The organism is Virgibacillus sp. Bac332, from assembly GCF_003667785.1.
Lineage (GTDB): Bacteria > Bacillota > Bacilli > Bacillales > Amphibacillaceae > Virgibacillus > Virgibacillus salarius.
Genome location: NZ_CP033046.1, coordinates 1,900,463 through 1,919,233 on the forward strand (window position 1 = coordinate 1,900,463; position 18,771 = coordinate 1,919,233).

At 35.6% G+C, this 18,771-nt stretch carries 16 protein-coding genes; 6 read left to right on the plus strand and 10 right to left on the minus strand.

Going from position 1 to position 18,771, the window contains the following annotated elements; all coding sequences use genetic code 11:
- The first annotated feature begins 10 nt into the window (after positions 1 to 10).
- On the plus strand, positions 11 to 1,381 hold the full coding sequence (locus tag D9782_RS09185; RefSeq protein ID WP_162986360.1) for a type VII secretion protein EssB/YukC: 1,371 nt from the start codon (positions 11 to 13) through the stop codon (positions 1,379 to 1,381).
- Between the two features lie 320 nt (positions 1,382 to 1,701).
- Here the strand turns inward: D9782_RS09185 and D9782_RS09190 are convergent, their stop codons facing one another.
- The 3 genes from D9782_RS09190 to D9782_RS09200 all read right to left on the minus strand — a co-directional run bounded on the left by D9782_RS09190 (position 1,702) and on the right by D9782_RS09200 (position 6,382).
- The gene (locus D9782_RS09190) at positions 1,702 to 2,547 is read right to left on the minus strand and encodes a methyl-accepting chemotaxis protein (RefSeq protein WP_026683206.1); all 846 of its coding nucleotides are present in this window, start codon (positions 2,545 to 2,547) and stop codon (positions 1,702 to 1,704) included.
- Between the two features lie 14 nt (positions 2,548 to 2,561).
- Entirely contained in the window at positions 2,562 to 3,941 is a 1,380-nt protein-coding gene (locus D9782_RS09195) for an amidase (protein ID WP_240455831.1), read from the minus strand.
- A 716-nt stretch (positions 3,942 to 4,657) separates the two neighbouring features.
- Positions 4,658 to 6,382 (minus strand): glycosyl hydrolase family 18 protein, encoded by a 1,725-nt coding sequence (locus D9782_RS09200; RefSeq protein WP_121605857.1) that lies wholly within the window; start codon positions 6,380 to 6,382, stop codon positions 4,658 to 4,660.
- Positions 6,383 to 6,862: 480 nt separating this feature from the next.
- On the opposite strand from D9782_RS09200, the gene D9782_RS09205 reads away from it, so the two are divergent.
- Complete coding sequence (locus D9782_RS09205) at positions 6,863 to 7,450, plus strand: ABC transporter ATP-binding protein (protein WP_121604575.1); 588 nt, start codon at positions 6,863 to 6,865, stop codon at positions 7,448 to 7,450.
- A 424-nt stretch (positions 7,451 to 7,874) separates the two neighbouring features.
- Here D9782_RS09205 and D9782_RS09215 read toward each other — a convergent pair whose 3' ends face one another.
- The 6 genes from D9782_RS09215 to D9782_RS09240 form a co-directional block, all read right to left on the minus strand.
- On the minus strand, positions 7,875 to 8,639 hold the full coding sequence (locus tag D9782_RS09215; protein ID WP_240455832.1) for a MerR family transcriptional regulator: 765 nt from the start codon (positions 8,637 to 8,639) through the stop codon (positions 7,875 to 7,877).
- Between the two features lie 49 nt (positions 8,640 to 8,688).
- Positions 8,689 to 9,447 (minus strand): ABC transporter permease, encoded by a 759-nt coding sequence (locus D9782_RS09220; protein WP_026683210.1) that lies wholly within the window; start codon positions 9,445 to 9,447, stop codon positions 8,689 to 8,691.
- Positions 9,444 to 10,394: an ABC transporter ATP-binding protein gene (locus tag D9782_RS09225; RefSeq protein ID WP_121604577.1), complete on the minus strand. Its 951-nt coding sequence runs from the start codon at positions 10,392 to 10,394 to the stop codon at positions 9,444 to 9,446. The genes D9782_RS09220 and D9782_RS09225 overlap by 4 nt, the downstream gene beginning before the upstream one ends.
- A gap of 410 nt (positions 10,395 to 10,804) precedes the next feature.
- Entirely contained in the window at positions 10,805 to 11,134 is a 330-nt protein-coding gene (locus tag D9782_RS09230; RefSeq protein WP_026683212.1) for a hypothetical protein, read from the minus strand.
- 39 nt (positions 11,135 to 11,173) lie between these two features.
- Entirely contained in the window at positions 11,174 to 11,677 is a 504-nt protein-coding gene (locus D9782_RS09235) for a hypothetical protein (RefSeq protein WP_121604578.1), read from the minus strand.
- A complete protein-coding gene (locus D9782_RS09240) occupies positions 11,661 to 11,921 on the minus strand; it encodes a hypothetical protein (RefSeq protein WP_121604579.1) in 261 nt (86 codons plus the stop codon). The genes D9782_RS09235 and D9782_RS09240 overlap by 17 nt, the downstream gene beginning before the upstream one ends.
- Before the next feature lie 1,005 nt (positions 11,922 to 12,926).
- Here D9782_RS09240 and sipW point away from each other — a divergent pair.
- The 3 genes from sipW to D9782_RS09255 all read left to right on the plus strand — a co-directional run bounded on the left by sipW (position 12,927) and on the right by D9782_RS09255 (position 15,872).
- Positions 12,927 to 13,484 (plus strand): signal peptidase I SipW, encoded by a 558-nt coding sequence (gene sipW / locus D9782_RS09245; RefSeq protein WP_318279823.1) that lies wholly within the window; start codon positions 12,927 to 12,929, stop codon positions 13,482 to 13,484.
- Between the two features lie 80 nt (positions 13,485 to 13,564).
- Entirely contained in the window at positions 13,565 to 14,158 is a 594-nt protein-coding gene (locus D9782_RS09250; protein WP_026683215.1) for a CalY family protein, read from the plus strand.
- A 46-nt stretch (positions 14,159 to 14,204) separates the two neighbouring features.
- Complete coding sequence (locus D9782_RS09255; RefSeq protein WP_121604580.1) at positions 14,205 to 15,872, plus strand: M4 family metallopeptidase; 1,668 nt, start codon at positions 14,205 to 14,207, stop codon at positions 15,870 to 15,872.
- A 266-nt stretch (positions 15,873 to 16,138) separates the two neighbouring features.
- Here D9782_RS09255 and D9782_RS09260 read toward each other — a convergent pair whose 3' ends face one another.
- The gene (locus D9782_RS09260) at positions 16,139 to 17,365 is read right to left on the minus strand and encodes a helix-turn-helix domain-containing protein (protein WP_162986361.1); all 1,227 of its coding nucleotides are present in this window, start codon (positions 17,363 to 17,365) and stop codon (positions 16,139 to 16,141) included.
- A 445-nt stretch (positions 17,366 to 17,810) separates the two neighbouring features.
- Here D9782_RS09260 and D9782_RS09270 point away from each other — a divergent pair, with 445 nt between their 5' ends.
- Entirely contained in the window at positions 17,811 to 18,188 is a 378-nt protein-coding gene (locus tag D9782_RS09270) for a winged helix-turn-helix transcriptional regulator (RefSeq protein ID WP_121604583.1), read from the plus strand.
- Positions 18,189 to 18,771 lie beyond the last annotated feature (583 nt).

Sequence of the window (18,771 nt, forward strand, 5' to 3'; positions counted from 1 at the left end):
GGGTGATATGGTGACTGACCGATTTGAAATAAAAGATGGAAGCTTAAGGAAGACTATGGATACTGTAACCTTCGAAATAGCGAAGGAAAAGACGAATATTTTAGCAGATGAACAATTAGAAGAGTTAAAAAGAGACAGTGAATTATTTTTAACCTGCAGACAATATAATATTGAAGAATCGATGGTTCAAATCCATTATCAAATTGATCATGGATTCAAGTCCTTAACTAGTTATGTATCATCAAATAGGGAATTTAAATGTAAATTAGCACGTAGTATATTAACGGTGGACAATTTATTTGGAACACAATACACGACCTTAGTTCATCCAGATAATATTTATGCTAATAATGAGGGAAACATAAAATTTGCCCATCGAGGTATACGTTCTGTATTACCACCTGAGGAATATACATCATTCCAATTACTTCAAGATTTAAAAAATGTATTTTTGTATTTATTCACTACTGGTAATACGGCCACACATGCAATTGATCAAGATATAGTCCAGCGTATTCAAGCAGCGGCCTCAATAGAGCAATTAAGAAAGGCACTGGAACCTTCTCAGGTGAATCAACAACCTATTACGAATAAATTTGAAGATAAAGAAAAAATAGCTTCAAAAAAATTACCATCCTTAAATCGTTCTAAACTGAAGGTAGAAAGAAAATCGTTAATTATCGGTGTAACTGTTGGTATTTTATTAGGAATGCTATTTGTCTATGCTGGCAAGGTAGTACCAAGCACGAAGGCTGCTTCCGCTACGACTAGTGAACTTGATGAGCAACAGGATGAGAATAAAACATTACAAAAAGAACTAGAACAGAAAGAAGCAATAATCAAAGGATATCAGTTCGTTATTTCTGGTGAGACGGAAGAAGCCATAGCTGCATTGGAAAGTGTCCAATCACTTGATGAGAATGCTAATAAGGTACTGGCAGGACAATATATCCAATTGAATACATTAGAAAGCTTGTCCAAGGCTTTAGATTTGAACAAGTCTTATGAGGGTGAAGTAGTGGTAAAATTATTAGCCCTTAATAGTGAGGAAGCAAATCAAAAAATTCTTTCTATTAAATCGGATCAACCACAAGTTAAGATAGAGCAAGCGTGGTTAAATAAAGACTATAAGCAGGTATTGGAAATTTATAAGGAAATCGCTGATAATAACCGGGCAAAATCTTTAGCCGCTCATAGTTATATTCAAATAAATAAACCGAAAGAGGCACTTAAAATTGCCAAGGCATTAAAAAATAAAGACCTGCAAATAAAAAGTCTACAAAAAGAAAAAGAGCTGATTAAAGCTAATGACGCTTTAGATAAAGATGAGAAGAAGAGTAAAACCGAAAACATAGATAAGCAAATTAAGAAGCTGAAGTAAAAAGGTTTTATCCCATACATAACTGGCAGTAAGGCCCCATTTCAAGCAAAAAAGTGAAACCAATATGGATAAGTGAGCGATCGACTGTCAGTTAAGTGTCCGATTGTTCAAAAGCCTTTAGGTCATACCCTTGTGGTACGAACAATCAGTGGGGAAACAAAACCCCCACTGATTGAAGTTTCACGTTACGTGGTCATGTTACGGTTATGCAAGCACCAGACGAGAATGTCTTTGTGTTAGTAGGAAAATAATCTTTGCTGTAAAGAAAATAAGAAAAAAGCGTCCTTACATACTATTCTGTAGGGACGCTTTTTTCATTGTCAGTTATTTGTTAATACTTCAATATGCTTCTTCAGCTTATTCGTCATTTCGTTTAATTCCTCCGTCATTTGTGAGAAGGTTTCCGCTTCTCCTTCCTGACTTTGAACTGCTTGAGCTATATCAGATAATTGCTCAGTAGTCTGTTCAATATTTGACATGATCTCTGCTAATACATTGCTGATTTTATCGGTAGCTTCCGAGGAATCCTGAGCCATTTTCCGTATTTCTTTAGCAACGACAGAAAAGGTTTTGCCATGTTCTCCAGCTCTTGCTGCTTCAATCGCAGCGTTAAGCCCGAGTAAATTTGATTGCTCGGAGATTTTATTAATAAATCCAGTAACATCATGAATTTCACCCGAATTTTTTTCCACATTTTCCGAGTGGGCGGCTATTTGTTGGACGGTTGCGGATAATTCTTCTGTTTGTGAAAGCATCGTATGGGCTTTTCCTTGTACATTATCTGCTAGCTCTTCCAATGATTGAATAATCTCAAGAAATTCATATTCTTGATCTAAGCTAATGCCAATACCAATACAGCCAACGATTTCATTGTTATCAAAAATGGGGATACCTACGCCTTTAAATGGTGCCCCATATTCGGGTGGTGTTTTGATAACGGTTCGTTTACGATTTTTAATTACTTGACCAAACAAGTCATGTTCAAAAAAAGGATCACCAATAGCTACTTTGGCATCCAAGGTTGTGCCTGGAGCGTAGTATAAATACTTTTCTAAATCGACGATGCCGATTAGGATGTTTTCGTTTTGCAAAAGCTCTTTGATTAATGGTCCAAGCTCTACTACCTTTTTAAGGATTTCTGAATCAATTTGAATTGATGTTTGCATGATTTCACTCCATTCTATATGTTTTCTGCGATAAAGGATCGCTGCTTATAAAAATCAGAAAGACAAGCTTCTTCAAAAGCGAAGCCTGCACGGATTAATAATGGTTCTTGATGATATTCACTAACCAATTGCAGACCGATTGGTAGGTTATCAGTTGTTGTACCCACAGGAATGGATAAGGCTGGATGTCCTGTCAAACTAAATAATCGTGTAAATCGAGTCATACATGTGAAAATATCTTCCTCCAATCCATCTGTTTCAACATGTTCAATTCCGATTGGTTTAGGGCTTACAGGTAATGTTGGCGTAGCTATCAAATCAATATCCATTAATACATGATCAAGCTGATTAATAGCTTCCTTTTGTATATTTAAAGCCTTGATATAGTCAGTAGCTCCAATTGCTGTGCCATTTAGTAGGTGAGCTTTTACATCATTTCCGTAGTCATCCTGTTGTGTGTGTAGCGTAGTCTCGTGAATCGATGCACCTTCTGCTAAAGCAATGGTAAAAACGCTGTTGCTTGCAGCCTCAGCAAATGGAAGTTCAATATCAATTAAAATAGCACCAAGTTTTTCTAGCTCAAGTAAACTGTTTTGATAGGCTTTTGTAATTTCGGGTTCCACGTGGTCAGTGAAGAAATTAGTAGGTACACCAATGCGCATACCACGAATATCACTTTTACAATGTTCGCTATATCGACGGTCGGTTAATCCTTCCATGATAATGGCTAAGTCAGTTACATCTTGTGTTAATGGACCAACGTGATCCAATGACCAAGAAATACCCTTGATTCCTTTTGTGCTTATGTTATTAACGGTAGGTTTTAAGCCGACTACACCACATGCAGATGCAGGGATACGAATGGACCCACCAGTATCTGTTCCAATCGAAGCAAGACCTAAGTTAGCAGCTACAGCTACTCCTGATCCACCACTTGAACCGCCAGGGATATGATCTGTTTTCCAAGGGTTCTTTACACTGCCGTAGAATGGATTGGAAGAAGTGATACCAAAAGCATATTCGTGTAAGTTATTTTTACCCAAATTAATAGCTCCTGCGGTTTCTAATTTCTGTACAACATAAGCATCCTCTTGGGGAAAGTATGCTTTATCTATATGTGAACCGTTTGTTGTTCTAATTCCTTGTGTATTAATTAAATCTTTATAAGAAATTGGAACCCCCTGCAAAACAGATGATTGATAACCCTTCATCCAGTTTTCTTCCGCAAGTTTAGCCTGTTTTAAAGCATGTTCATCAGAAACAGTAATAAAGGCATTTAATTTCTTATTCACATGTTCGATTCTCTCTAAAAATAGCTTTGTTATTTCAGTAGGTGAGAATTCCTTATTCTTATAACCTATAAGTAATTCTGATATCTTCATTGTTTTTACCATTTAAAATCCTCCCTCGATGTCACTTACTATATCGGATCTCTATGCATAAATGTTAATTAGAAATATCTTTCATAAGCTATATAGGGGAAGCGATTTTATTGTTAAAATGCCCGATTTTATAATGATTCGGTGCAAAGTATAGACAATAGAAATTTTTGTCTTTAGTAAAGAAGGGAATAACACGTAGTGTATTTTTCCAAAAGGAGATTTCTTCCGCATTTAAAAGCCATTTAAAATAGCCATTCATGAAATGAAGGTAAAGGCGACTCGACAAATCAAGCTCAAACCCGAATACTGCCTGATGATCCTCAAGTAACTTAAAGGCATCACAAATGATATTTGTAAAAAAGCATGTTCACATTGGAGGATACTTCTGCATCGTTTAGTAGAGGACTCTGATGTATTGGTCTTTGCAGTTTAAGCAGTTTCGATACACACCCATCTAGATAGGGGATTTAACTTTTTTCTAATACGATTGATTGATCATCGACTGTCCTATCTGTTGGTGGCACCATTGGCCAAATTGCATCAAGCAGGTCTTCTCTTGTAAAGGTCTGTGATGTGTAACTTCAATCAGTGGAGATTTTGTTTATCCTCACTTCCCCATATTGGTTTCTCTTTATTGTTTGAAGTGGGGGTCTTACTGCCAGTTATATGCGGAATAAAAAATATCCCACGGAGAATTGCTCCGTGGGATGGATTGGGATTACTGAGGGTTACTTACAGTTCTCAACTACCTTCCATGGTCCCCAGTCACCAGTTGTTCCTGGTTCATCGCCTTTTGTCCACCATTTGGCTTCATATATATTGCCATTATGTTGTACACGATCTCCGCCAACGTACGTGTCTCCTCCATTCCAAGCAGGATAATCACATGTTCCTCCTTGATCACTTGTAGAGACAGTCAATGGGGCGGCTGAATAAAGCTTTCCATCCGCATCCTTTGAAGAAACGGTAATCGTATAAGAAGTACCTGACTGTAGGTTTTCTAATTTTGTAGATAATGATGCTGTTGATATTTCTTGATTATTAAATTGAATGACATATTCCACAATAGAAGAAGATTCTGTAGGAGCCTCCCATGATAGATCGATGCTAGACGCTGTTACATTACTAGCATTAACATTCTGCGGAGCTAATGCAGGTGGATTTGGATCTCCTCCATCACCTGTAAAATTTAAGTTGTTTGCCAATGTAGTCACTAGCGTTTGATTTACATCTCCACTATAGTCCCAAAACATAGCGCCTGCAAGTCCTTCAGACTTAATGAAATCTGTTTTATATCCAAAGGATTCTTCATCATCATACGTTATAAAATTTCCGTTTGAAGCATTATATAAATAAGGTACCTTTGCTTTGTCATTCCAATATCGTTGGTAACCATTCTTATTTATATAGTTATCTTCTAAATCGCTAAAGTCAAAAGTGCCATTTTCCCAAGTTCCTTCTGTTGCCGGTGAACAATTCTGATATTCTCCATTATTAGCCGCATCACAATCGCTCCAACCTCTACCATAAAACGGTGTTCCTAAAACTAACTTATTAGCTGGAACTCCATCATTTATATGTCGTGTCACAGCGCTTTGTACGTTAAAGGTATCTGCTTTAGGAAGACCTGCAGCTTCTGCGGCTGGATCAAAATAAAGAGGTGCATTATGACCGCTTTGTGTTTGCCATCCACCGTTAAAGTCATACGTCATAATATTAATCCAGTCCACAATGTCTGCAATTTGACCTAGTTCATTGTTTTCAACATATTCATTACTTGCACCCGAAGCAATAGTAAGTAAATACTCTGTTCCATCTTCTGCTTCAGCAGCATCTAATTTCTCACGAACCTCTTGGAGAAGTAATACATAGTTTTGTTTATCTTCTGGACGTGTACTATTTCCAGGTAGCCCACCACTAACAGGATATTCCCAGTCTATATCAACGCCATCAAAACCATAATTTCGAATAAAGTCAACTGCTGAATTGGCAAATTGCTCTCTTGTTACAGGGTCAGCAGCTACATCTGAAAAACGGTTCGACCAAGTCCATCCTCCAATAGAAATTAGAGTTTTTAAATGGGGATTTTGTTCTTTTAGTTTAATAAGTTGCTTGAAATTTCCTTTTAATGGGTCATCCCAATTATCACCTGGATTTGTTTTTTGGGCATCAATCCAAGGATCTCCCATTACAATAGTTCCATTAGGGGCGTCCATATTGCCATTCTCATCCTGACATGCCCATGTTTGTGGATTTGGTCCAGCAGGATCAGGGTTTCCGTGTCGACCATCCCAGCAAATATCTGCAAATGCATAGTTGATATGACTTACCTTCGAAGCATCCATATCCCATACTTGATAGTCTCTACCATATGCTGCCCATGATGGATAGTAGCCAATAATTTTGTAATCGTTTGTCTCTGCTGCTTGAATGAAACTATTCTGTGTGGGCATGCTTGTAAAGACGAGTAAACCAAAGATGAAAAAAATGAAAAACTTGTTTGCTTGTTTTAATAGATTCACTACGATAATCTCCCTCTCTTTTTAAAATACATAATGAGAAGCGCTTTCATAGTTTTGTAAAATCCAACATGCATGTTTTGGTGTATATCTATCATATTTGTTATAACAAATATTTTCAAGTTAATTAACAGAAATATCTAAATTTTGATTCAATAGACCTAAGTTAAGTTTTAACTATGATAATTGAATTAATATTTTGTCATTAACAAATGAAATAGGGGAAACTACTAAGTAAAGAATCCTAGTATTGTAAAACTGGATAATTCATTACGAGTTATTAATTGTAATATCAATTAATAACTTGTAATGATGAATCGTTTTATATATAAATTTTCGCCCTATGTATATATTCCTAAGGCAATTGTGCTATAGTTTAAATATATTGAAAATTATAAAAATAGAGGGGATGAAGTGCAGAAGTTAGGATGTGTAAATGTAAGTAAGGTTTTTAAAGGAGATGGTGTGGAAACATTTGCTCTGGAGAAAATTAATACCTGTTTTGTTGAAGGAGAGCTTGTTGCCATTGTTGGACCGTCAGGCTCTGGGAAATCGACATTACTTAGCTTGATTGGAGCACTGGATGTGCCTTCAGAAGGAGAGATAATCTATAGAAACGAATCTATTCATAAATATAGTCAAAACAGGTTAGCCGATTTTCGGTTTGAGCATATTGGCTTTATCTTTCAACAATTTCACCTATTACCTGCATTAACAGCCCTAGAAAATGTAATGTCTCCATTGTTTTCACGAAAAGTTTCCTGCAACAAAAAAGGAAGAGCAGAGTCTTTATTATCACAAGTGGGTTTAGCTGATAAGCTCCATGCTTTACCTTCACAGCTATCAGGAGGTCAGCAGCAGCGTGTAGCAATTGCCCGTGCATTAGTACATGAACCAAGTTGGTTACTAGCCGATGAACCAACAGGGAATTTAGATACGGATACAGGCGAGTTGATATTTGTTTTCAACGTCTGTGATAACACAACGATAGTTTTTGAGTAAATGCACTTCATCAATATCAATCCATTTAGGAGTTCTAATATCTGTTTGAGCTTCAAGCTCAACTACAAAGTTGTTTCGTACAGCTTTTTCGTCAACGCCTATATCGTCTGCAACATTGGTGAATGTCTTTTCAAAACTGGTTTCTTGAATCCAATTTATTAGTCTATTAGTAACGGAACGAATTACTAGGAATTTATAATCATATTTACTCTCTTTCATATCAAGAATTTTTAAGTTTGGTAGGTTAATTATATTTTCTCCTTTTAGAATACTTCATTTTTACCTATATTATAGAAAGAAATTCAAAAAGAGCTGTCGAAACAGCCCTTGGATTTCGTAAATATCATATCTTTGGTCGAATCAGATGTAAGGGAATCAAAATTTACAAATGAATACCATCCATTTGTGTTATTTGGTATTGGTTCTATTTAATACTTGACAAATAACTAGCTGCTACTTTGTTTAGAAAATAAGTGTAACCCACTTGCCATTTCTCAAGCATATCTCTATGAAAGTCGTCAACGATGAAATGCTCTGTTTGATTTAGAAAGTCTTGCGGTGTTGATGGATGATCTTGTTTTTCTAAAAAGGCTAAATGTTTCTTTACACGATCCAAAACTTTTGAATTATTCGGAGAGAAACCATCTTGTAAGAACTGAATCATATCTTCATTAAATGACTGTGCTTCCATGGCAGAGTCATTCATTGATTCCACATCAATTGTTTTATTCGACAAGTCAAAGTCATATTCTTTTTTCAAGTGTTCATTTTGGTCTTTTAAGACTTCTTGCCATTCTTCTTCAGTTTCAAAACCTTTAAACATAGTTTCCATATCTATATCGACTCCTTCTTTAGCATTTTTAAGAGAGGAATTGATTGTTTTGATTAGACCTTTAAAACGATCAATTTTTTGTTCTAGTAAATATTTTTGCTGAATCAACGTATTTTTCCTGTTGATTCCGCCATCTAATAATTGTTTAATTTCCTTGAGAGGAAAATGCAATTCTTTGTAAAAAAGTATTTGCTGTAATCGTTCTAAATCTTTTTTTTCATATAGGCGATAGCCGGCTTCTGTCGTTTGCTCCGGAATCAAAAGACCTATTTTGTGATAATGGTGTAAAGTCTTTACTGTTGTATGAGCTAGTTTTGCAACTTCATGAACGGTAAACATTTTTTCTTCTCCTTTCAATGCTCTTTATACTAAAGTATCCTCTAAGGTAAGAGTCAACACATTTATTTCACTTTTTTCTTTGAACATCATATGTGAATTTACAAAAGGAAGTAGCTATAACGACACATAAAATAATTAATAAATAGTAGCTGATTGCGGGCGAATGGTTGAAAGTGGATTGTGATGCTCTAACTACCCAGTCAACTGGATTTATTTTTGATAGAATACTTATCCACTTTGGCAATAAATTGGTCGGCATAAAGGCAGAAGACAAGAAAATCAATGGAAAAGAGAAAAACTGCATGACTGTAATCATTGTTGTGTGCTTTTTTGTCAAAGCGGCAATTCCAATTGAAATAGCTCCAATTAAACATGAGAATAATGCTGGTGTAACAAGAAAAAGAATTGGTGGAACTATTCCCATTGGGAGTCTAAATCCCATAAAATAGCTAATAATTATTAGCAAAGTGGATTGGATCAATTGAAACGTGAAAATGTAGACTAAATCACCAATGATGAAAATCAAGTTATTCTTTGGGGCGATTAAATATCGGTTAAATATTCCTTCTCTCATATCATCTAATGTACTCATTCCTAGATATATTCCGCCAAATAGAGCATTCATGATCAAAATTCCTGGTAAAATATACGATACATAATTGGATTCTTCAAACCCACTTACGGAAGATATGCTTGAAAATATCGTGCCAAACAGCACTAGGAAAATCAATGGCTGGAACATTGAAATGATAATTGCTATTGGATTTTTAATTAGCGGTGTTAGCCTCTTTTTTGCTAATAATAAAGCGAATGCCATGTTATTCATAGTTCTGCCTCCTTCTCATTAAAGTTTGCTAAATAAACGTCATTTAACGTTGCCTGCTTCAATTCACTAAATTTAATTTCGACATTACTTTGAATTAAGTATTTCAGTAATTCAGATAAAATTTGTTGTCCATGACTCGTCATAATTGTTAATAATGTTGGTTTTATTTCATGACGAACTATCTCTTTTAGGTTAGAAATATATGCTTCTATTTTATGAATGTTGGCCAAATCCAATTTGCGATAGTGGATTTCTATTTGATCAGCAGCAAGTTTATTGATCAGCTCTTTTGGCGTCCCAATATCAAGTATCTTTCCATTGTTGATTAATGCAATTTCAGTTGCTAGGTGATTAAGTTCCTCTAAATAGTGTGTCGTTACAAAAATTGTCGTTCCTTCATCTTGAGAAATTTTTGTAACTATTTGCCACAGAGTAGTTCTCGACTCTGGATCTAATCCGGCTGTGGGTTCATCTAGTAAAAGGATATCAGGGGTATGAAGTAGACTTATCGCTATATCCAATTTTCTTTTCATACCACCTGAGTAAGTATCAACCAAATCGTTGGATGCCTGAAACAAATCAAATTGCTTTAACAGGTGTTCTCCACGTTCCATTATTTTTGTAGTACTCATGCCATACATTTTTCCGGCAATCCATAAGTTTTCCCAAGCTGTTCCTGTCGAAAATACAGTTGTTTGTTGGAAAGTGACGCCAACTTTTTTTCGAACCTTATTCACCTTGGAAACAACATCTAAATTCGAAATTTCGACAGTACCCTCATTTGGCAAGGTCAAAGTAGCTAATATACTGGTCAAAGTAGATTTCCCTGCACCATTTGGACCAATCAGTCCGAAGATAGAACCTTTTCTCACTTTAAGAGATACATTATTTAAGGCTACCTTTTTGGCAAATGATTTGCTAACATTGTTTACAGTTAGTTCATACATATTCTTCCCTCCTTATTTCTTATAAAAGGAACTATAAGCTATCCTCTTAGGGGAGAGTCAACCATCAAGTATTCCTTTATAAAAGTCGAATTGGAATGAATTTAACCAAGCTGAAGAAATGATCATACCTTATTCTCATTAGTACTGGTCATGTCCAGCGTAAAAACGCCCAAGTGAAAACTTGGACGTGATTCTTTAAATTTGCAGATATTTTAATACAATTATGATTCGATAGTAAAAGGTTTCATAACGAAAACTACATTAAAAGTTAATCAGTTTCATGGATACAGAAAAAATAAATGATATTACATAATTTATGATTTTACACACAATTATCCGATTTACGATGCTATGAACATTAATTTATTTAATAGGGTTGTCAATACTATAATCCGAATACCTTAAATGATTTAATGTTCTTGCAGAAATTTAAATAAATCATCTCTATTGTTAGTTTTATAAACCTTGTCTTTTGTATCAAATACTATAAACGTAGGAGCTTCCTCTATTTCTTCCAATCTTGCATCTTCCATTGTTTTTTCTTGAGTAAAAGTCTTTACGTTATTTATATCATTTTCTTGTAGCTCCTCAAATGTAATTGCGTCATCAGAAACCACATATAAAGCATATTTCCCTTCTTCGTCAGATAAAAAACTAGCATATTCCTTGTTCTCTTCTGACTCATTACAGGCAGCAAATAAAAAGCTGATTAAAATAATTATGAAACAAAACTTTTTCATAAATAACCCCTACCAATTCCATATTAGTCATTTCATGTTTTATTTATATTCATTATTTAGAGATAAATGCCAGGAATTGCTTGGGTCAGTTCTATATATATCTACATGACTGGTTTCTCCGACGTGAGGAGCCCATGCTGAAACACCTTTCGAGTTAACAGGTTCCCAATACGAAGGAGCATCAAAACCATAACTACCTGCATAACTAATGTCACGATTTATTGTTTGATTTTCGTATAGCTCATCCCTACTCTGCTCTACGGTACCTTGGATTGTATAAGGATTTGTTAAGGTAAGACTTGAATCTTGTCTATCCCAACCACCTTCAGACCGAATCAATCTCCAATAGTCGGTACCGGAATAGGTAGATTTCTCAATATATATTGTTGAGGATGCACCAACGCCATATGAGTCATCCCATTTACTATCTCCACGAGAGCCATCGTAACTGGCGATTAAATTAACTGCATAAGTTTCAGAGTTGTCACCATTAGACATAGTTCTTTTTTCTATTAATTGCGCAGTCTTATATTTCGGTAACATCATATTCAATAATATTACCTTTTGATGTTGTAACCTCTTTGGTGTATTTGTTTACACCAATCCCTTCAACATCTAAATCAGTTTCCCCTATAGATGCTCTTTCCGTTATTTTTTCAGCATTTTTAATTTCACTAAACTTTTCTATGCTCTTTGTAGAACTAACTTCTGCACTTCCAGAGGTGGGTAATAAAAAGGTAAAACTCAAAACTAGAGCCCATGACATAATACTAAATGTATTTTTCAAATAAAACCTCTCCTTTAGTTTAGTTAGTGATTGTTCTTTTATAAAATTAGCACAAAAACAACATTTAACAAATAATGTGATATTTATGCAAATTGATGGATGAAATAAATTCCCGTTTCTTAACGTATATTTTCTGCGAAATGTTGGTGGTACCTTATATTATAATTTCCTTAACGTTGTAAATCTGGACAGCTCCTTTATTCTTGCTGCAAATGCTCAATGATTATTTATAATTCAAAAGATATAGATGAATAGAAGGAGTAATTTCCTGAATGGGGGAAAAATATAGGTCTTTTTTATCGGTGTTATTATTAGAATAATTAAAATAGACAGTTTTTTGCTAATGTTCCACTACATTTTTCCCTCTTTTATCGGTAAAACCGACAGTCTATTTCATAGTAATCCCCCGATTTACATGCTAGATTTGCAGGTGTACTCTAAGTAATAAGAAGAGCAACAAGGTGTTTCAGTTATAGAAAAGTCGGGTTAGTGTACGAAAGTATCACATTAGGCTGGAAATATGTTAAAGGTATCCCTGCTTTACAAGTAGTAACTTGTTTATCCCAGATATACTGGCAGTAAGCCTCCCACTTCCAGTAATAAAGAGAAACCAATATGGATAGTGAGGGATCAATTGTCAGTCGGTTCAAGGGCCTTTAGGTGATCCCCTTGTGGTACTACCAATCAGTGGGGCATAAGCAAGATCGAATCAAATGAGAAATAGAACAAAATAAACAACGAATGGCAGAAGTACTACAAACGGTACAAGAATATTTACGATAGTCTTGCCAATTAACTGGGATATACCTACATCGAGCAAGGAGTACAAGCTATACAGAAGTCTCAAACCAATGTGAATCAGGTGGTAGACATCTAGGAAGCTGGTCGACTCATTGAATTAGCTAAAGAAGTAATAAATCAACAAAAAACGAAGAAAAGGCTGCATCTCTCCAAAGATCTCGTGTCAATATCCAAATAATTAGTAAATCAAGGTGGTGAAATACTGTGAAGAAGTTGATACATCTGTTACGTAAATTCATGTCATGTTTGCTAATTGCTATGATCATTATCTTTGCATTTGCGGTTATAACTTCAAAAGTGAAAGGAGAAGAATCGACCATTTTTGGTTATCAAATAAAATCCGTATTATCTGGGTCGATGGAGCCAACCTTTCAAACAGGATCAATTATCGCAATCAAACCAGGAACAGAGCAATCAATGTACAAAAAAGGTGATGTTATCACGTTTAGAACAAAGGAAGAAAAAATGATTACTCACCGTATTGTCGAGGTCAAACAAGCAGAAGAACAGCAGGTATATACGACAAAGGGTGACAATAATGACGGTGTAGATGTGGAGCCTGTATTAACACAAAATATCATCGGAGAGTATACAGGGTTTACTGTTCCTTATGTAGGATATCTTTTAAACTTTGCAAAATCGAAAGTAGGTACAGCGGTATTATTAATTGTACCAGGTGTAATCCTGCTACTCTACGGACTCTTTTCCATGTTCCAAGCAATTAGAGGAATAGAAGATCCAAAGAAGGAGCAATCTACGTAAATGTTTCTCAATATTCGGTTAATACTCTTGTGTTTTACAAGCATGGGGGATTAATAAATAATAAAAGGGGAGGAAGTTTAATGAGTCTGAAGAAAAAGTTAGGCATGAGCGTGGTGACTGCATCATTGGGGCTATCATTAATTGCTGGAGGTACTTACGCATATTTTAGTGACACAGAGGTAACAGATAATACGTTTGCAGCAGGTACACTGGATTTATCTGTTGATCCAACTACGATTATTGATATTACTAATTTAAAGCCAGGAGACACGATGGTAAAGGAATTTGTACTTGGTAATGAAGGATCACTCGATATCAAAACTGTGAATCTATTAACTAATTATGAAGTGGTAGACGCTTCTGGAGATAATGGAGGCGACGATTTCGGTCAGCATATTAAAGTTAACTTTATGTGGAATTGGGATAAAGAGAGCGAGCCAATTTTTGAAACTACCTTGTATGAGTTGAAAAACATGGATCCAGATGTAGTGAAAAAGGATATATGGGATCCATTATGGGAACAGCATGGTGGTCTAGATGTGGGAGACACGAATGAGCTTTGGGTAGAATTTGAGTTTGTTGATAATGGACAGGACCAAAACATCTTCCAAGGTGATCAATTAAACCTTGAATGGACATTTAATGCTACACAAACAGATGGTGAAGAAAAGTAATTATCTTTTCATTCTATTAATCTATTAAAAGAGGAGAGGATTCGTCTTGAAAAGAAAACTGATTTCTTCAACGTTGGCTCTGACAGTTGCTTTTGGAGGATTTACGACAGCGGGAACTAATGTATTCGCACAAGAAAATGTAAAAAGTAAGATAGAATATAATGAACAATATAATACGCCTTCTTATATCATTGAAAACTGGAAAGCGCCGAATACTTTAGCTAAAGCAAAAAAACTATCTGAAAAGGAAGTTGCTTTTGCCTACCTTAAGTATCGTAGCAAGCAATTGAAATTAGAAGGGAATATGAAAGATCACTTTAAAGTGGTCGAGGAAGAGAAAGATAATGAAAATGGTACACATCACATTAAGCTTATTGAACAGCATAACGGGGTTCCAATATATGGATCTGACCATACCATTACCTTAGATGAAAATGACAATGTAAAAGCTTACTTTGGTCAAGTAGTACCTGATTTAGCAGAGAAGGACATTCCTTCAAAGGCTTCGATTTCAGGTGAGGATGCAGTCGAAATTACCAAGCAGGACATTGAGCAGGAGATTGGCAAAGTAGAACATTATGATGGAGAGGTGACAAATGAACAGTTCATTTATGAACATGATGGGAAATTTTATCTTTCGTATCTCGTAAAGGCTTCAACGTCGAAACCAGCTCCTGGATACTGGCACTACTTTATAGATGCAACGAATGGTGAGATTATAAATAAAGCAAATGCAATTGATCATGTAACTGGATTTGGTAAAGGCGTGTTTGGTGATAAGAAGAAGTTTGAGATTGCTTTAGGAGATGACGACCAATACCTTCTTTTTGATGAAACACGAGGGGATGGTGTGCATACATTTGATGCACAAAATATGGACTTCTATCTCTTCCATCTCCTATCCATATTATTAGGGTATACGGGTGAAGAAATAACTAGTGGTCATAAGTACTTTAATGATCCAGCTGCAGTCGATGCTCATGTGAATGCTGGAAAGGTATATGATTACTACTTAGAAACGTTTAGCCGTGACTCTTTTGATGGAGAGGGTGCCAAAATTATTTCCTCTGTTCACGTCGGAGAAGCTTGGAATAATGCAGCCTGGAATGGAAAGCTAATGATGTATGGCGATGGTGATGGTCGTAATTTCTTGCCTCTATCCGGTGGACTTGATGTGATTGCCCATGAGCTAACACATGCAGTTACAGATAGAACTGCTGGCTTAGTGTATGAAAACGAATCCGGTGCATTAAATGAATCTTTATCCGATATAATGGGTGCAATGGTTGATCGAGATGATTGGCAGATTGGTGAGGAAATTTACACACCAGATATTGAAGGGGATGCACTGCGTTCGATGAGTGATCCTACCTCTGTACAAAATGCAATTACTGGCCCTTATCCAGATCATTATAATGACCGTTATACTGGAGAAGAAGACAATGGGGGCGTGCATATTAATTCAAGTATAAATAATAAGGCAGCTTATTTAGTAGCCGAAGGCGGAAACCATTACGATGTAACAGTAGAAGGAATTGGTAGAGAAAAAACAGAACAAATCTACTACCGAGCACTAACGAAATATTTAACTTCTACTTCTGACTTCAGTATGATGCGTCAAGCGGCAATTCAGGCAGCATCTGATCTATATGGAGAAAACTCATCAGCAGTCGAAGCAGTGAATCGGGCTTATGATGCGGTTGGAGTAGAATAAAAGAATAAATACACTAGAAAGCACTGCATCTCTAAAATGAGAGTGTAGTGCTTTTTTACAGTCTAGGAAATTATAAAATTTGCCCATTTGATAAATAGGCGTGTTGAGCCGCGTCCAGCTCCAGCGCCCAGAAACGAGGCGACTTCACGAATTGTCCTAATCTAAGTCATTATCGGCTCGCAGGCTGACCGTGATTCCTTTTTCTCTGTTGACTCGCTCTAGTCGCTACGTTTCTAGTCGGGCGCTTGCGCTTTTGTTGCAGATTTTTAATGCTGATTACTTAACATATGATGTGCTAATTGGACTGCTTTATCTAATTGATTTGTTTTATCGTAATAAAAAAATAGCTCTTTTTCATAGACGTTTACAGAATAGACGTGTCCATAATTTCTGAAAAATGGTAAGGCGTGTTCTTCAAGATAGGAATAATATTGCTCTTGCTTTTCTTGTAATTTGTATAGTAAAAGAGTAAAAAGATAGCTATAGAGTAATTCTTTAAGTTCCTCAGATACAGCTAAACCTTCTTTCGATAATTTCACCAGTTCATCTTTCGTTAATAGATTTCCCTTTATACATGCTTGAATATATCCCTCTAGCGAGTTTAAATATTTTTTTGATTTTACTTTTTTTATTTTCATTGCATCCTTAAACAAGGTGGCAGCTAACTGATAATCCTCCATTCTAAAATAATCATTAGCCAAATTGTGTAAGACAATTGCTTTTCTTGTTACGGTATGACAAAGTTCACAACTCTTAATAAGCGACTCGTATTTTTTTAAGCGAGCTGTGAAATTTGATTGTACATGTTTATTTTGGATAACAAGTAGCAATGTCTCTGTATCTATAACTCGTAGAAAATTATTGGAGCTCTTGAAATAATGTAATGCTTTCTCGGCATAGGAATAGGCCAATAGGTCTGTATTATTAAAGTAATAAGAGATTGCTAAATGATAATAATAATCTGTGTTTTGATATGTATGACTGTTAATAGATTTTAATGCATTAATTGCTTTCAGGTATTCTTGTTTTCGGATATAATAAATGCCCCAAATGTGGTAAAGCAGTCCTGATTCATATGGCGAAAGTTTCTGATTTTGTAATTTTTTGATTATTTTCAATGTACCTGAATCATTTTCTTTGCTAAGTAAGAAACGAGCTTTCAGAAGTTTATATAAATTATTGTAATCGGAGATATAAATTAATTCACTTTCTTCTAGCTCTGCTGCTAAGCTATCTGCCTCTTCCTCTTGCTGCATAATAATAGACTCATGCCATTTCTCTAATTTTTGTTGGATGGCTTTAAATGTGCGAATTTCTTCATGCATAGATATGTTAAGTCGTTTCGCTAATAATTCCGTTATATCTTTTGAGAAATGCGTTTGTCCAAGCTCAATTTTACTAATATGGGTAGCAGAGCAGATATCTCTTCCCAGTTCCTCCTGTGTTAATCCAGTCCTTTCGCGGTAGAACTTAATAATTTTGCCTTCATACATCATACATTTCCCCTTCTTAAAGTAAAGATTATTACTATCTGACTTGTATTCTCCCTTCTTATAAAAATACGTTTATCATCGTGTAATAGTTTCTCGGTTATGAAATAATTAATGTGAAGTATTTTTCTCCCTATTGGCAGTAAACTCCCCCATTTCAAGCAAAGTGAAGCCAATATGGATATGTGGTGATTGACTGCCAGTAAATGTCCGATTGATTCAAACACCTTTAGGTATCCCCTTTTGGTGCTAACAATCAGTGGTGGAATAAACAAAGCTCCCACTGTTTGAAGTTTTACTTTATCCTATTACGTATAACATTACCAAAGCCTGAGCATGTTTTCACGTAGATTTATGGTTTTCGTTTTAATCATAAAAGTTGAAATTCCATTGGTTTCCCCTTATCTTATTATCAATACGTCGTTGAAATAGAAGGAGACGCTGTTAGATGTGTAATTCATTGCGTGAAGAAATACAATTAAAATTACAAAATGGCGAATATCATTGTGAAAAGGAACTGACACTTTCCATTTTAAGTGGGAAATGGAAGGTAGTGATTCTATGGCATTTAGGTGTGGAAGGTCCACATCGATTTAGTGATTTGCAGCGATTGTTTGAAAATATATCTCATAAAACGTTATCCAATCAGCTGAAAGAACTCATAGAGGATGGTATCGTTAGTCGTAAAGTCTATCCAGAAACTCCACCAAAAGTGGAATACTCTATGACAGAACTAGGCTATACCTTATTACCAATTGTAGAATCGATGTATGATTGGGGGAAGAAACGAATCCAACAGTTAAAAGAAGAAGGAATAATAAAATAACATAAAGCTAGGGTATTAGCTTGCTTTCAGTGTGTGATATATACGCTCTTAAATTAGACAATTTATTCCCCATATAATTGATATAACTGGCAGTAAGCCCCCATTTCAAGGAATAAAGTGAAATCAATATGGATAATGTGGGATCAACTGCCAGTAAATGTCCGATTGCTTCAAAGACCTTTAGATCATCCCCTTGTGGTACGAACAATCAGCGAGGATAAACAAAACCCCGCTGATTGAGGTTTCACTTTATACATTAAAAAACCAGTAGTCAGTATAAAAGGCTGGTTATATCAACCTTTCCTAGTAGTCTGTGAAATTATAGGAAATGATTAAATTAGACCATGTGGATAAATAGGCGCGTGTTGAGCTGCGTCCAGCTCCAACGCCCAGAAATGAGGCGACTTCTCAAATCACCCTACTCTAAGTCATCATCGGCTCACAGGCTCATTGTGATTCTTTTACTTCCATTGACTCGCTCCTACTTTTCTATTTGGGCGCTTGCGCTTTTGTTCTAAGTTAAGAAAGTATAAAATCGGTGCAATGACTGCGTTAAGCGAAGTAGTTATTTTGAAATGTTTGA